A 14799-nucleotide genomic window follows, 5' to 3' on the forward strand; every position below is an offset into this window, starting at 1 on the left:
TCTGTTACAGTAATCTCACACTTTTATGCTTGTTCCGTCCCTTCTTGCCCAGGTCCATGTCGGTTTGGTAGCCAATGAATATCTCGTGGCTTCCGTTACCGATGCTTATGGCCGAGGTGTACACTTCGTAGCTGTAGCCGAGGCTTACGCCGTGGAAGTTGCCGCCAACCATCACCGTCACCGAGTTGGTTGGGCTGTACGACAGTCCGCCGTACATCATTTTCTTGCCGTTGGTATATTTCACCCGCCCTGTCACGTCGGCCCTGTAGGCTGTGCCGTCATACCGTGCCATGACGCTCGGGTGTATTGTTAAGAACGGGTTTCTGAGCTTAATATTGTATCCTCCGGTCAAATAATACGTGCGGTCTATCTTGAAACTCTGCGTCTCGCCGATGTCTATGGTGGGCGCATTGACGTGCAGCACGGAGAAGCCTGCCCACCAGTTGCGGTGCATATAGTACAGCCCCACTCCGATGTCGACGCCCGTGCCGGTGGCGTCTGACGACGGGAACGCCGGGTCGTCGGGCTCGCCGGTGTCTACCCCGCTGCCGTCGAAGCCCTCGCTGAGCAGCCCCAGGTTGACCCCACCGCTTATGTTGCCTCCCAGCAGCGGGTACTTGAGCGCATACTGCAGCGCGAAACGCTTGTGGGAGAACAGGCCTATGGCGTCGTTCATGAACTGTACGCCTACACCGTGATAGAGCTTTAGCAGGTAGAATGGTATGTCGGCGCCGGCATACATGGTGCTCGGGCTGTTTTCAAAGCCCGACATCGTCTTGGCGTAAGCGGCGGCGATGTTTATCTTCTGCTCCTTTCCGACCGAGGCAGGGTTGAACGACGGCTCCAGCGCCCAATAATGAGAGAAGGCCGGGTCATACTGGGCCTTGGCCGAAATGACGGCCAACACCACCATGGTCAATATTACGCTACTTCGCTTCAACACATCTGTTATAACGCTCCGACGGCTGTTTTTATTGTGCCGGGCGGCAGCTTTTCGACTTTTTTGACGCCCGATGCGCAACAGCCTCGCCGTCAGCGGTTTCGCAGAGATGCCGTTTTGCGTTGCGATACGGCCTGTCTTGGCCTGCCGAACGGGCCGTTTCTCACGCCCGTACGGGCCGTTTGGCAATGGGGGCGCGCCTCCGGCATCTGCCGGAGGCCCAAACGCCTGCCGACGATGCCGCCGCTTCGCCACCCGGGCGGCCGCCCAGTACCGCCATTGCCCCTGTGCGCATGCCTGCGCCAAGGCCGCCGGCAGCCCCGCGACAGCGGCCCCCGCAAGGCCGCGTAGGCCCACGGTGGTGGCGCCATGCCACAAAAAAAAGGAGGGCGCCCGGCTGATGATGGCGCCCTCCCTGCCTATTGCTACCGGCCTGTGCCGGTGACGTCATTTCACTATTACCTTGTATGACTCACCGGAAACCCTTACGACATAAAGGCCATTGGCAAAGGCATGCGATGCCATGTTGCCCACGGTGCCCGAGTAAACCAGCGCTCCGGCAACGGTGTACACCTCGGCTACGGTGGCTGCGTCGGCGCCGGCAACGCTTATCGTGCCGCCCGACGCTCCCACTGCCATGCCTGCGGCCTTCGGCGAAACCATGCCTGTGGCATACTTGTCCAGGTCGACAACGGGGTAGCCGTCGTTCTCATTGCCTGCGCCCAAGGCCCAAAGCTCGGCGCCCTCGGTCTCGTTGTTCAGGCGCGTCACAAAGTCTTCAGACGTCATCAGGCCGGTGGTGAATCCCTTGGCGTTGTCTATGGTATACGAGGCGAACACGTCGTTTGAAACGGCGATGGCCGGGCCACCAAACAGGTTGATGTCGAAATAGACGTTGCGCATATTAAACTTGTTGGGCTCGATAAACACCAGGTAGCCCAAAATGCCGCCGCTCTGGTTGGCCTCATACGACATCAGCGACGCTGCCGAGTAGCTGTTGTATATCTCGCAATCGCCCTCACGGCCTGTCACCGCTCCGCAAATGCCGCCCACCATCATGGCCGACTCCACCTTGCCGCGGTTGTAGCAATGGCGTATCACGCCGCCTTCCATGGATGCCGCAATGCCGCCGGCACCGCTTGTGGGCGATTCAACCGAGCCGTAGTTTACGCATCCCTCCACGACAGCCGAGTTTGCGCCTACTATGCCGCCTGCCGATATTCCGTTGATGCCGCCTGCCCCGGCCACCACGCTGCCGTAGTTGACGCAGTTCCTGATCCGTGAGGTCATGCCATCGGTCTTGCTGTTGCAACCAACGATGCCGCCACAATAGAATATGATGCAGCTTACCTGGGCATAGTTGGTGCAACCGTCAACCAGGCCGCGGTTGTAGCCGACGAACGCCCCGACCATCGAGTTGCCCTTTACCGAACCGCTTTCGATGGTGAGGTCGTGGAGCTCGAAGTGCTCTCCTGTGGTGCCCAACAACCCGGACGATATGATGTTCTCGCCTGTGTTGACGTTGAGGTTGCGTATCTTGTGCCCATTGCCGTTGATGATGCCGTCAAACACGAACTCCCTCATTTGCGTATCTTTATAGCCTATGGGCAGCCAGTCGTAGCCGGCGAGGTCGATGTCGGCAACAATGTCAAAATAAACACCGCTGTAAGTCTGGGTTCCCATGTCCACGTCGTTGGCAATCTTGGCCAGCTGCTGGGGTGTTTCCACTTGGTACGGGTTCTGCTTGGTGCCATCGCCGCCGGCAAAGGCGTCGGCAGCCAGCTCGCTCCACAACGGCAGCACCTCGAAGGTGGCTGCTATGTCCGTGGGTTCCTTTATCTGCAACGAGAGCTTGCCCTTGACCTCGGCCGCCATTTCTACGCCGTTCACCGTAAGGCTCGTGAGGCTGTAGCCCTTGGCCATCATCGGCTTAATCTCTATATAGTCGTCTTTCACCACCTTGTCGCCCGACTGAAGCACCTTGTTGCCGCAGCGAACGCTCAGGCTGCCTTCGCCCGTAACGGTCCATGTCACGGCGCACTCGTTGTCGGGTTTCTCCTCGCCGGTGAACACGGCGGTGAATATTGTCTTCTCGCTGAGGGTCAGGGTGACTTGGTTTTCGCCTAACTTCAAGTCGGACAGCATGTCGCGGTCGTTGGCCTTGAACTCTACGATGCTGTTTCCCGGATCGGCGACAGCCTTGACCGTCACGCTCGAACCGATGGTAACCAACTCGCCCGACTCTATGGCCCGGCCCTCGCTGTCGTACAGCTCGAGACGGCCGTTGCCCGAAACGCTGCTTATCACGGGCACCTTCTTCAACTCGGCCAGTGCCTCGATATGGATGTCGCCGGTCACCCGGTACATGTACTGGAACTCTCGCCCGCTCCCATCGCTGTCGCCGAGCTTGTCTGTGCAGTCTTCACCATTTATCGTAAAGCTCTTCAAGCCATAACCATTCTTGCACGACAGGGCTATCATTATGTTTTTGCCTTCTGCCACATAGCCTCCGTTGTCAACCGTGTTGAACTCGGAGTCGATAACATACATAACAAGGCCCTCGTCAAGGGCGTAAGTAACTTTACAATCATTTGCGTAAACACCGCATAAGTTCGCAAACAACAAGACAATTAACGTAACAAGATTTCTCATAACTTTAATTATTAAAATTTCCGTAAATATACATATTATATAAGTTGCAGAACGCGCCAAACACATAATTTATCTTAATTTGATACAACGAGAGCGATATTTCCATCATACCCACTAATTAATGTTACATAACGAACAGCGCCAGGTTGACACGGCGGGCGGTTGGGCCCAATGCGCCGGACAGAAGCCAAGCCGATGGCCCCATGCCGCCGTGGATACTGTCGGCTGCCCCTGGCAAAGGCGCATCGGGCGGCCGGGAGCCACGACCAAGGCCGGGATGCGGGCAAGAGACCGGTTGCGCCCGGCCAGCGCTACGCTTTACTCAACACACATTCAGGCAACATTCAAATGCCTGCGAATATGCTGCCAACAAACAGCCGCCTCTTTCCTGTTTTCACGCATGCGCCGCATGGCGCCACGAAACGGCCTGTATCGCACCCTGGAACGGCCTGTTTCGGGCTGCAAAACGGCACATTCCGAAAGCCCGAACGGCACCTGTCGGCAACTCGCTGAATGGCAGCGGGTTGGATGGGGTGGCAGTATGGTGGCACAGAAACACCGGATTGCAACGGCCACAGGCCCACAGCAGCGCAACCAGACGGCGGCCGCCGGGCCGGCATCACAACTTTTGGGGAGATGCAAACCAAAAAAAACCTAAAATCAAAGACTTTATAACATGGTATAGGTATCACTTCTGCAAAAAATGATTACCTTTGCTTACAGAACGAATACCTAAAATAATTTAGCAAGAACAACAAACTAACGCGCAACGCAAGCGCAACTCCCTACCTACGGCAAGCGCCGCAATGCAACCGCGGCAGACCGGAATGGCAGAACAATGCGAAGGAACTAAAACGAGTCAACGGGCACAATCCCGTAACGCAGCAACCGATGCTGCTCACGACTACCATACAAACAACATATTATATGTAATGTAAATGGAAGACAAGAAGAGACTATCTATCAAATTGGCAGAGGACATTGGCGTCGACGTCAGCCGCTGCTACCAGTGTGGCAAGTGCACTGCCGGTTGCGTGCTCGCGCCCGACATGGACATTGCACCGAGCTTCCTGATGCGCCTGCTGCAGACGGGCACGGAGAAAGCCGACGCACGCGTGCTTGGCTCGACGGCCATCTGGCTGTGCCTGAGCTGCGAGAACTGCGTGGCACGATGCCCGATGGAAATAGACCTGCCGGCCATAATGGACCACTTGCGCGAACTGTCGCGCACCGGGGGACGGGTAAACGAAAAGGCCAGGCCCATAGTTGCATTCCACAAGTCGTTCCTCGACATGGTGAAGCACAACGGCCGGACATACGAGATAGGTCTCGTGGCCGAGTACAAGATGCGCACGATGCGGCTCATGCAAGACGTGGACATAGCACCGACGATGATGGCCAAGGGCAAGCTGAACATCGTGCCGGAAAGGCTTAAGGACAACGGCGACAAGGTGGGGCACATATTTGCGAACACCATCGACAAGAAAGACAGAACCTAAAACTAAACATCTATACATGAATACAGGTTTCTATCCGGGATGCTCGCTCAACGGCACATCCCGCGAATATAACGAGTCGGTGAGGGCCGTGGCCGCTGAGCTGGGGCTGAAACTTACCGAGATTGACGACTGGAACTGCTGCGGGGCCACCGCGGCCCACTCGATGAGCCGCGAGCTTTCGGTGGCACTGCCGGCACGGGTGCTTGCGCTGGCCGAGCGGCAGGGCTTCGACGAGGTGCTGGTGCCATGCGCCTCGTGCTACAACAGGCTCAGCGTGGCCGCCCACGAGCTGGCCCGCGACGAGGAGCTGGCCGCCAAGGTGGGCGCTGCCGTGGGCATGGCATACTCCGGAAAGGTGAGGATTGTCAACGTGCTGCAGTACCTGCAGGAACACGCCGCCCAACTGCTGCCCGGCAAGATAAGGCATAACTTCGCCCACCGAGTGGCCTGCTACTACGGCTGCCTGCTCGTCAGGCCACACAAGGTGCTCGGCTTCGACCGGCTGGAAGACCCGCAGTCGATGGACGGGATGATGAGGGCCATTGGCGCCGAGCCCATAGACTGGGCCTTCAAGACCGAATGCTGCGGGGCCGGCCTGTCTGTGTCGCGCACCGACCTTGTGGGCAAGCTGTCGGCAAACATACTGGGCGACGCCCGCGACCGCGGTGCCGAAGCCGTCGTGGTGGCATGCCCCATGTGCCACTCTAACCTCGACATGCGCCGCACGGCCATCAACAAGTGCCTCGACGAGCCTACGGACATACCCGTATTATACATCACACAGGCCATCGGGCTGGCCCTGGGGCTGAGCCGCAAGGCGCTCGGCCTGCAGCGCCACATCGTGGAAGTCAAACTACAATGAAACATGAAGTATGTCAAAAATAGGAGTTTTCATCTGCCACTGCGGCGAGAACATCGGCGCAACGGTTGACTGCGCCAAGGTGGCCGAGGCCGCCGCGTCAATGGAGGGAGTGGCCTTTGCCACCGATTACAAGTATATGTGCTCCGACCCGGGGCAGACGCTGATAAAGAACGCCATACGCGAGCACAGGCTCGACGGCGTGGTGGTGGGCGCATGCTCGCCACGGATGCACGAGCCTACGTTCAGAAAGGCATGCGCCGAAGCCGGGCTCAACCCCTACCTGTGCGAGATTGCCAACCTGCGCGAGCACTGCTCGTGGGTGCATCCCAAGGGCGACGACACCACGGAGAAGGCCATCGAGATTGTGCACGGGCTCGTGGAGAAGGTGCGCCGCAACTCTCCGCTGACGCCAATCCACGTGCCCATAACAAAGAAGGCACTGGTGATAGGCGGCGGGATAGCCGGCATACAGGCCGCGCTCGACATCGCCAACTGCGGACACAAGGTGATATTGGTTGAGAAAGAGCCGTCGATAGGAGGCCACATGTCGCAGCTTTCCGAGACATTCCCTACGCTCGACTGCTCGCAGTGCATACTTACGCCGCGAATGGTCGAGGTGGCACAGCACCCCAACATAACGCTCTACACCTACGCCGAGCTCGACTCGCTGAGCGGGTTCATAGGCAACTTCGAGGCAAAGATACGCCTCAAGGCCAAGAGCATAGACGAGAGCCTGTGCACGGGCTGCGGGCTATGCACCACGAAATGCCCACAGAAAAAGATTCCGAGCGAGTTTAACGCCGGACTGGGAAGGCGCACGGCCATCTACGTGCCGTTTCCGCAGGCCGTGCCCAACAAGCCCGTCATCGACAAGGAGCACTGCACCCACTACCGCACGGGCAAGTGCGGCGTGTGCGAGAAGGTGTGCCCAACCCACGCCATACGCTTCGGCCAGGAAGACCGGATAATCACCGAGCAGGTGGGGGCGGTGGTTGTGACCACCGGTTTCAACGTGCTCGGCACCGACTTCTTCCCGGAATACGGCTACGGGCGCTACGCCGACGTCATCACCGGGCTGCAGTTTGAGCGCCTGGCATCCGCATCCGGGCCCACGCTTGGCGAGATACGGCGGCCGTCGGACGGCAAAGTGCCGGAGAAGGTGGTGTTCATCGCCTGCTGCGGGTCGCGCGACCCGGCCAAGGGAATACCCTACTGCTCGAAGATATGCTGCATGTATACGGCCAAGCACGCCATGCTCTACCAGCACAAGGTGCACGGGGGAGAGTCTTATGTGTTCTACATGGACATACGGGCCGGCGGAAAGAACTATGAGGAGTTTGTGCGCCGGGCCATCGAGGAAGACCACGTCAACTACGTGCGCGGCCGCGTTGCCCGCATATACGAGAAAGAAGGCAAGCTCATTGTCAAGGGAGTCGACACGCTGCTCGGGGCCACTCCCGTAGAGATTGAGGCCGACATGGTGGTGCTGGCCACCGCGGGAGTGTCGAACCAAGGCTCTGAGGAGCTGGCGCAGAAGCTGCACATATCCTACGACCCCTACAAGTTCTTCGCCGAGGCCCACCCAAAGCTGCGCCCCGTCGAGACCAACACGGCTGGCATCTTCGTGGCCGGGGCATGCCAGGCACCCAAGGACATACCCGAGACCGTGGCCACGGCGTCGGGCGCGGCGGCCAAGGTGGCCGCGCTGTTCTCGCAGCCCGACCTGGTGCGCGAGCCGCTCGTGGCTGTGGTCAACCGCTCGGCGCCGCCCGTGTTCAGCACCTGCGTGGGATGCTTCATGTGCCAGACGGCCTGCCCCTACCAGGCCATCGAGCGCGAAGAGATAAAAGACCGCAGCGGCAAGGTGATAAAGGTGGTGGCAAAGGTCAACCCCGGCCTGTGCCAGGGCTGCGGCACCTGCGTGGCCTTCTGCCGCTCCAAGTCGATAGACCTGCAGGGATTCTCAAACCAGCAGATGTTTGCCGAGGTGGAGGCCCTGCTCGAAACAACCAACTAACAGCAAGTGAATAGCATCAATGACAATGAGCAATGACAATAATTCTGCGTTTGAACCGCGCATAATAGCATTCGTCTGCAACTGGTGCACATACGCCGGGGCAGACCTGACAGGCACGAGCCGCATAAAATACGCCACGAACGTGAGGATAGTAAGGTTCCCCTGCACGGGCCGAATCGACTTCCTGCTGCTGCTCAAGGCGTTTGCATCGGGGGCCGACGGCATCATAGTGTCGGGGTGCCATCCCAACGACTGCCACTACACCTCGGGCAACTTCCACGCCCGCAGGCGGTGGATGGTGTTCCGCAGCCTGCTCGACACGCTGGGCATCGACACGAGGCGCATCCGCTACTCGTGGGTGTCGGCGGCCGAGGGGGCCAAGTGGGCCGACCTGGTCAACGATACCGTGGCCACGATACGCGAGCTGGGGCCTTACAATGAATACAAGAAAGTGGCTGATTATCTCGGAAAGGAGGCTGGCGATGAATAACCTTACTGAACTTGCCAACAAGTTGCTGGGCGACGGAACGGCAACGAAAGTGATTGGATACGAAGAGGCCCACGGCAAGACGAGGCCCTGTTTCTGCACCGAGGCCGCCGACACGGGGCGGCTGGTGCTCGACGAACGCTGCACGAACAACATAGCCGTATACCTCACCAAGCCCGAAATAGTGGGTGGGCACAAGGTGGCCGTCACGGCCACGATGCCGGTGCTGCGCACCATGGTGCAGCTGGCCATGGAAAACCAGCTGCCCGACGGCACCACGGCCATTGTGAGCACAGAGGGCGGCGAGGGCCTTGCCGTGCTACCTACGGTCGGGGACATGGAGCGGGTGGTGGCCGGCACGCCGCTCGACATCAGCGGCAAGGAGCGCGAGCTGCGCGAGCGGCTCAAGGCCATGAGCCGCGAGGAGCGGTGGCAGTTCTGGCTGGGCGAGATGTCGAGGTGCATAAAGTGCTACGCCTGCAGGGCCGCATGCCCGCTGTGCTACTGCACGCGCTGCATCGTCGACAACAACTGCCCGCAGTGGATACAGCCCTGGGCGAGCCCTCTGGCGAGCATGGAGTGGCAGATAAGCCGGGTGATGCACATGGCCGGAAGGTGCGTGGCTTGCGGGGCATGCAAGCAGGCCTGCCCAATGGGCATACCCATCCACCTGCTCACGCTGTCGCTGGCCGAAGACATACAGAATGAGTTCGGAGTGGCACCGGGCAGCGTGATGGACCACGGCAACGTGCTGTCTACGTTCAGGCCCGGCGACAAGGAAGACTTCATACGTTAAACATCATACCCTGACAATATGGAAAACCTACATATAACCAACGGGCAACTGGCCCAGTGGCTCGATGACATGAGGCGCGACGGGCTGCGGATTTTTGCGCCGGTGGCACAGGGAGGCAAGACCGACTTCAAGTTCCTGGCCGAGGGCGACGCCGTGGCCGAGGGCTACGTGCAGACGGCACAGTCGGCCAAGCGCATAGTGCTGCCCATGGCCGAGGTGCTGTTCTCTTACAGAAAGCACGGCAAGGACATCGAGGTGGCCAACCCCGGCACCGACCGATTCAATGACACCATTATATGGAAAGCGCGCCCGTGCGACGCAAGGGCGATGAGGCAGGTGGCCGAGGTGTTCACCCGCGACTACGACGACGCCATATTCGAAGCGCGACGAAGCCACACCACGATAGTGGCCTTCAGCTGCAACACATGCGACGACTGCTGCTTCTGCACATCGGTGGGGGGCAGCCCGGGCGGCACCGAGGGCAGCGACATCTTGGTGACGACGCTCACCGACGGCGGCGGGGCGCTGGTCGAGGTGCTCACGCCTAAGGGCGAAGGGCTGGCGGCCAAGTACCTGGCCGGGGCCGCACGCGCCGACGGGATTGACAAGCAGGCCCACCTGGCCGACGTCAGGGTGCTGTTCAGCGCCGACGAGGTGAGGGCCAAGCTCGACGGGGCTTTCGACAGCCCCGTGTGGCAGGAGCAGTCGGAGCGGTGCCTCGGCTGCGGGGCATGCGCCTTTGTGTGCCCCGTGTGCACGTGCTTCGACATACAGGAAGATGCCCACGGAGCCAGAGGCAGGCGAATAAGGTGCTGGGACTCTTGCGGATTCTCGATGTTCACGCAGCACACGTCGGGCCACAACCCGCGTCCGACGCAGGCCGCGAGGTGGCGGCAGCGCATTCTGCACAAGTTCTCGTACATTCCCGAGAAACTGGGTGAGGCCGGGTGCACCGGCTGCGGGCGGTGCTCGAGGGCCTGCCCGGTGGACATGAACATTTCGGAACACTTAAAAGCTATTGCAGGACATGAGTAACAAGAACATATACCTTCCGTACCTGATGCGGATTGAGAAGATAACCGACGAGGCGCCGGGGGTTAAGACTTTCAGGCTGGCGTTTGAAGACAAGGCCGAGGGCGAGGCCTTCGACTTCCGCGCGGGGCAGTTTGCCGAATACTCGGCGTTCGGCGAGGGCGAATGCACATTCTGCATTGCCTCGCCACCCACACGGCGGGGCTACGTGGAGTGCACATTCCGCAGGGCCGGGCGCGTGACCACAGGGCTGGCCAAGCTCGAAGAGGGCGACACCATGGGCTTCCGCGGGCCGTTCGGCAACTCGTTCCCCATCGAGCAGTGGCAGGGAAAGAACCTCCTGTTCGTGGCCGGTGGCATTGCATTGCCGCCGATGCGCTGTGTCATAGAAAACGCGCTGGACATGCGCGAGAAGTTCAAGGACATCACCATCATCTATGGTGCCAAGTCGGTGGGCGACCTTGTCTACAAGGAAAAGCTCAAGGAGTGGGAAGCCAGGCCCGATGTCAACATGGTAACCACGGTCGACCCGGGCGGCGAGACGCCCGACTGGAAGGGCAAGGTGGGCTTTACACCGACGGTGCTTGAGCAGGTGGCGCCGTCGTCGGACAACACTGTGGCCGTGGTCTGCGGCCCGCCGGTGATGATAAAGTTCTCGTTCCCGGTGCTCGAAAAGCTGGGATTCAAAGACACCGACATCTACACCACACTCGAAAACAGGATGAAATGCGGACTGGGCAAATGCGGGCGCTGCAACGTCGGCAAGATGTATGTCTGCAAAGACGGCCCTGTGTTTACCAAGGCACAGCTCAACGGGCTGCCGCCAGAATACTGATGGGGGCGCCCCGATTCTGCCCGGGGCCCTCTGCCAGCACCGTATGAAACCCTGCGCCATTGCGGCGCGGGGTTTTATAGTTTATTGAAAAACAGGCTGAAGCGCCCTCAGTATATTGCCTGCCATGCCGGTTGGCGCCACAGTCGAAGCCGCTGCGGGCTATGGCGGGGCATGGCTGGATGCAAGACTACGGCAAGTGTATGCAGGCGGTGGTGGGTAATTGTCGATATATAATGAATAAATGCCGGTGCCCGCATGGCCTTACTGGGCATGTGTTTCGCCCTTTATGCCACCGCCAAAGGCTCGCAAGCGGCATCAAGCCGCACAGGCGGGCATTGGGCCGGGGGAATGGTTGACGGCAGTTGCACCGTCGTGCCCAACCCACTGTGCCACAGCCTGTTGGAAAAACGGGCCGTATGACGCTGCCAAACGACCTGTATTGCATTGCCAAACGGCCTGTTTCACAAGGCAAAACGGCCTTTGCCGCCTATTCAAAAAGACACGCACACGGCACCGCAAGCCGCCATTACTTTTGCCACGCAACAAGGTTGCCGCCCATGGCCTGCGTGCCGGCCGACTACAAGAGCCGAAAGCCAATTGCCATCCACAGCATGCCCCATTCCGGGGATGGGCTTTTGCCATTGCACTGCCGACGGTTTGGGCCACTGTCAAGGCCGCGGCATGGCATGGGCACACGCGGCTTGGGGTTTAAGTAATTGTTCAAAATTAATTGCCATCAAATTGTGCGCTATTTCGGAGATGCATGCCAAAGTCCGAAGAGAGAGCGTAGCGGGCTACGCGACCGATGAGACTTTGGTATGCTGCCCGAAAGAGCACACAATTTGATGGCAAAGATATAGCGGACACCTGCAAGGTCTATTGTATCGGTTAATTTTGAACAGCTACTTATTAATCCGCCACAACGATTGCATCTTGCAGGCATTTATGCCGGTTGCCCCTTGTGTGCCGCAGGCCTTGCGGCCTGCGCCGAGAGAAAGCGAGAACAGGGGGGCATGGCCATGGAATCTATGCGCATGGGCAAGCAACAGGGCCAATGCCGCAAACGGCATTGGCGCATTGAGGCCCGGTGGCAACGTAACGGGGCATGCAAACGCATGCATGCTCAAACCTGCTTAGCTACGGCGCACCGGCCGCAAGGCTCTCAGGCCGGCCCACGCGGTTGCCACCCGTCTCACGCAACAGCCGGCTGGGTTCTTACAGGCGGGCCTGACCCGATGTGCAAGGCGGGCAACGAAAAAGGGGATGACGGCATCAGATGCCGTCATCCCCAAATGTCTTATTCATTCAAAATCATACTCCTGCGGCTATAGCACGGCAGCCGGCGGACTGTCAGTACTCGTCCTCGTTGAACAGAAAATCCTCCTTTGTGGGATAGTCGGGCCAGATGTCCTCTATGCTTTCGTAAACATCGCCTTCGTCCTCAATCTCCTGCAGGTTTTCAAGAACCTCGAGGGGTGCGCCCGAACGGATGGCATAGTCGATTAGCTCATCCTTTGTGGCAGGCCAGGGGGCGTCTTCCAGCTTCGATGCCAATTCAAGTGTCCAATACATAGTCGTTGATATTTATCAGTTATAAATCAGCCGCAAAAATAATAATTTTATTCTTATTTGCAAGAATTATCCCATATTTTTTCTCTCACACCGTCAACAAAGTTTAATTTTCTCGCCAAGACAAAGAGATAGTCTGAAAGGCGGTTCATGTACTGCAGCACCTCGGGGTCGAGCTTGGTGCTCTCGGCAAGGAAGAATATGCGCCTTTCGGCCCGCCTGCACACCGTGCGGCATACGTGGGCAATGGCCGCCTCGTGCGAACCACCGGGCAGAATGAAGTTCTTCTGCTGCGGTATGCTGGCATTGATTGTGTCGATGGCCTCCTCGAGCCGGGCAATTTCCGACGGGTCGAGTGTGTACGACGGGGCGAGGGGTGTCTTAGTCTTGTCTGTAGCCAGGTATGAGCACACTGTGAACAGGTTGCGCTGTGTCCTCACCACAAGATTCTTGTCGTCGCCGTCTTTCATGAACGAAACGAGCAGTCCGAGCTGTGAACTAAGCTCGTCGACCGTACCGTATGCCTCAATACGCGAATTGGTTTTCTTCACTCTTTGGCCGCCTACCAGACTGGTGGTGCCCTCGTCGCCTGTCCTTGTATAAACCTTATTCAACTTCATGGCCGTAATGTTTTAAAAATTAACGATATAATTCTGTCTGTAACGCTTCTTGTCAAAGCAGACTATACCGCAGTAGTACAGGTCGAAGGTCACTGCCGTGCGGCCGTCACGCTGTATCGCGGCCCACAGTCTGCGCCCATGACGGCTGCTGTGGATGCCCTCGACAACAAACATTGAGGCCGGACCGGCATGGGCCAAAGCCCGACGGTAGAGGTCGGCACAACAGGCCTCTGGCGTGAAACGGGCCATGTCGATGGTGGCCGGGCAGCTAAAGGCTGCAGAGGCTCCGCCCCGGGTGGGGCCGCGCGTCACCTCGGCCCTGCGGCAACCGGCGCTCACGTAGGCCCTGAACGGCTCGAAGGGCGACCCAAAGTCGACCACGCAACGCGGCTGCAGATAGTTGGCCATGCGGAAATACAACTGGCACAACCGGCGCTCCGGCCCCGAAACGGCCTTTACCATGCCTTCAAGCTGTTTGTAGGCATAATACGGATAATGCTCATTCACTACATATCGTATGAAACTATATGCCCATGGAGACTGTACACCAAAGCCGCGGCTATGACGGCATCTCCACGCCCAAACAATCATCCGCCTTATATCATACATATCAACTGCAGAATGGAAATACTTACAAAAAACGTCTCTTGTGCAAATCTACAAAAAATATCTGATAATAAAACAAAACCAAAAGAAAATATATTCAATAAAAACAAATTGGTCACAATAGTGCCTCGTGAGTTAGCTTCTATGCCTTGCGGATTGCTCACTGATTCGGCATGAGGGCCAAAGGCAGACGAATAGCCGGATAACATGTGCAAACTGGATTTAGTGGGCCGCTGGCGCGCAGACGGCTTCTTGCAGCACTTAAGGCGCATCACGGTCGGCGGGCCTCGTGCTGAGTGGCCATGGTGTTAACGGTTGATGGTTGCGGCAACTGCTCGTCGGCTGCCTGGCGCTACCTGGATTCAATGCTCCATCGGGAGCCCGGCACCGACATTCGTCAATGCCGAAGCACACATCATTATATAAGGGGGCCACTGGCTCGGCTTGCCATTGCCCTTGACGCGGCAGCAAACGCCGCAAGCCTCAAGCCGCTGCAAGCAAAAGCCGCAATAAATATAAGCGCCCTACAAGCCCCGGAATGTTTCAGTCATTTGCATTCAGGCTGCCCCCTGCCATTGGCAAGGCCACAGCGGGTGGCAAAACTGCGAAGCGGCAGCATGGTATGTGGGAAAGAGGATTGGGGAGATTGGCCGGCATGGCGAGACAAAAAAACCAATACCATGCAGAATGGCGGCAGGGAGGCATTGAGCTTTCACGCCACCCCGGCCCAACGCAATATGCGCATGGGGCAGGCCGCTGCCCTATCGGGCGCAGCTGCGGCGGCATCCGCTACCTGCACGGCTGCCGGCGCAATGGAGCAATCCGGCCCGCGTGGCCGCCCCCGGAAGCCCTGGGGGATGGGATGCGCGGCCGGGGACGCAGGA

General features: G+C 58.6%; 13 protein-coding genes. 8 read left to right on the forward strand and 5 right to left on the reverse strand.

What is annotated here, in order from left to right; genetic code table 11:
• Window positions 1-4: 4 nt before the first annotated feature.
• The gene (locus tag M3089_RS12400; protein ID WP_205111194.1) at window positions 5-943 is read right to left on the reverse strand and encodes a PorP/SprF family type IX secretion system membrane protein; all 939 of its coding nucleotides are present in this window, start codon (window positions 941-943) and stop codon (window positions 5-7) included.
• Between the two features lie 444 nt (window positions 944-1387).
• Window positions 1388-3490, reverse strand: coding sequence for an InlB B-repeat-containing protein (locus M3089_RS12405; protein WP_249084439.1), 2103 nt, complete (start codon window positions 3488-3490; stop codon window positions 1388-1390).
• 1040 nt (window positions 3491-4530) lie between these two features.
• On the opposite strand from M3089_RS12405, the gene M3089_RS12410 reads away from it, so the two are divergent.
• Genes M3089_RS12410 through M3089_RS12440 form a run of 7 tightly spaced genes read left to right on the forward strand, consistent with a single transcriptional unit; the run spans window position 4531 to window position 11120 of the window.
• The gene (locus M3089_RS12410) at window positions 4531-5091 is read left to right on the forward strand and encodes a 4Fe-4S dicluster domain-containing protein (RefSeq protein ID WP_249084441.1); all 561 of its coding nucleotides are present in this window, start codon (window positions 4531-4533) and stop codon (window positions 5089-5091) included.
• A gap of 16 nt (window positions 5092-5107) precedes the next feature.
• A complete protein-coding gene (locus tag M3089_RS12415) occupies window positions 5108-5953 on the forward strand; it encodes a CoB--CoM heterodisulfide reductase iron-sulfur subunit B family protein (RefSeq protein ID WP_205111188.1) in 846 nt (281 codons plus the stop codon).
• 10 nt (window positions 5954-5963) lie between these two features.
• Window positions 5964-7970: a CoB--CoM heterodisulfide reductase iron-sulfur subunit A family protein gene (locus M3089_RS12420; RefSeq protein ID WP_249084443.1), complete on the forward strand. Its 2007-nt coding sequence runs from the start codon at window positions 5964-5966 to the stop codon at window positions 7968-7970.
• A gap of 25 nt (window positions 7971-7995) precedes the next feature.
• Window positions 7996-8460 carry a hydrogenase iron-sulfur subunit gene (locus tag M3089_RS12425; RefSeq protein WP_205111184.1) on the forward strand — a complete coding sequence of 155 codons (465 nt, stop codon included), beginning with the start codon at window positions 7996-7998 and terminating at the stop codon, window positions 8458-8460.
• Window positions 8453-9253 (forward strand): 4Fe-4S dicluster domain-containing protein, encoded by an 801-nt coding sequence (locus M3089_RS12430; protein ID WP_249084445.1) that lies wholly within the window; start codon window positions 8453-8455, stop codon window positions 9251-9253. The genes M3089_RS12425 and M3089_RS12430 overlap by 8 nt, the downstream gene beginning before the upstream one ends.
• A gap of 18 nt (window positions 9254-9271) precedes the next feature.
• Window positions 9272-10288, forward strand: coding sequence for a 4Fe-4S dicluster domain-containing protein (locus M3089_RS12435; RefSeq protein ID WP_249084446.1), 1017 nt, complete (start codon window positions 9272-9274; stop codon window positions 10286-10288).
• Window positions 10281-11120: an FAD/NAD(P)-binding protein gene (locus M3089_RS12440; RefSeq protein WP_249084447.1), complete on the forward strand. Its 840-nt coding sequence runs from the start codon at window positions 10281-10283 to the stop codon at window positions 11118-11120. Before M3089_RS12435 ends, M3089_RS12440 begins: the two co-directional genes overlap by 8 nt.
• A gap of 1350 nt (window positions 11121-12470) precedes the next feature.
• On the opposite strand, the gene M3089_RS12445 is transcribed toward M3089_RS12440, so the two are convergent.
• Genes M3089_RS12445 through M3089_RS12455 form a run of 3 tightly spaced genes read right to left on the reverse strand, consistent with a single transcriptional unit; the run spans window position 12471 to window position 13771 of the window.
• Complete coding sequence (locus tag M3089_RS12445; RefSeq protein WP_021852076.1) at window positions 12471-12692, reverse strand: DUF2795 domain-containing protein; 222 nt, start codon at window positions 12690-12692, stop codon at window positions 12471-12473.
• Window positions 12693-12745: 53 nt separating this feature from the next.
• Window positions 12746-13309 (reverse strand): cob(I)yrinic acid a,c-diamide adenosyltransferase, encoded by a 564-nt coding sequence (locus M3089_RS12450; RefSeq protein WP_249084448.1) that lies wholly within the window; start codon window positions 13307-13309, stop codon window positions 12746-12748.
• Window positions 13310-13321: 12 nt separating this feature from the next.
• Window positions 13322-13771: a hypothetical protein gene (locus tag M3089_RS12455; RefSeq protein ID WP_249084449.1), complete on the reverse strand. Its 450-nt coding sequence runs from the start codon at window positions 13769-13771 to the stop codon at window positions 13322-13324.
• Window positions 13772-13930: 159 nt separating this feature from the next.
• Here M3089_RS12455 and M3089_RS12460 point away from each other — a divergent pair, with 159 nt between their 5' ends.
• Complete coding sequence (locus tag M3089_RS12460; RefSeq protein ID WP_205111170.1) at window positions 13931-14092, forward strand: hypothetical protein; 162 nt, start codon at window positions 13931-13933, stop codon at window positions 14090-14092.
• Window positions 14093-14799 lie beyond the last annotated feature (707 nt).

This window comes from Marseilla massiliensis (assembly GCF_023336985.1).
GTDB lineage: Bacteria > Bacteroidota > Bacteroidia > Bacteroidales > Bacteroidaceae > Prevotella > Prevotella intestinigallinarum.

Coding starts and splice junctions, on each gene's coding strand:
- M3089_RS12445 (WP_021852076.1), bottom strand. CDS start 12,692: ATGTATTGGACACTTGAATTGGCATCGAAGCTGGAAGACGCCCCCTGG.
- M3089_RS12460 (WP_205111170.1), top strand. CDS start 13,931: ATGGAAATACTTACAAAAAACGTCTCTTGTGCAAATCTACAAAAAATA.
- M3089_RS12450 (WP_249084448.1), bottom strand. CDS start 13,309: ATGAAGTTGAATAAGGTTTATACAAGGACAGGCGACGAGGGCACCACC.
- M3089_RS12440 (WP_249084447.1), top strand. CDS start 10,281: ATGAGTAACAAGAACATATACCTTCCGTACCTGATGCGGATTGAGAAG.
- M3089_RS12415 (WP_205111188.1), top strand. CDS start 5,108: ATGAATACAGGTTTCTATCCGGGATGCTCGCTCAACGGCACATCCCGC.
- M3089_RS12435 (WP_249084446.1), top strand. CDS start 9,272: ATGGAAAACCTACATATAACCAACGGGCAACTGGCCCAGTGGCTCGAT.
- M3089_RS12410 (WP_249084441.1), top strand. CDS start 4,531: ATGGAAGACAAGAAGAGACTATCTATCAAATTGGCAGAGGACATTGGC.
- M3089_RS12420 (WP_249084443.1), top strand. CDS start 5,964: ATGTCAAAAATAGGAGTTTTCATCTGCCACTGCGGCGAGAACATCGGC.
- M3089_RS12405 (WP_249084439.1), bottom strand. CDS start 3,490: ATGTATGTTATCGACTCCGAGTTCAACACGGTTGACAACGGAGGCTAT.
- M3089_RS12455 (WP_249084449.1), bottom strand. CDS start 13,771: ATGGTAAAGGCCGTTTCGGGGCCGGAGCGCCGGTTGTGCCAGTTGTAT.
- M3089_RS12430 (WP_249084445.1), top strand. CDS start 8,453: ATGAATAACCTTACTGAACTTGCCAACAAGTTGCTGGGCGACGGAACG.
- M3089_RS12425 (WP_205111184.1), top strand. CDS start 7,996: ATGAGCAATGACAATAATTCTGCGTTTGAACCGCGCATAATAGCATTC.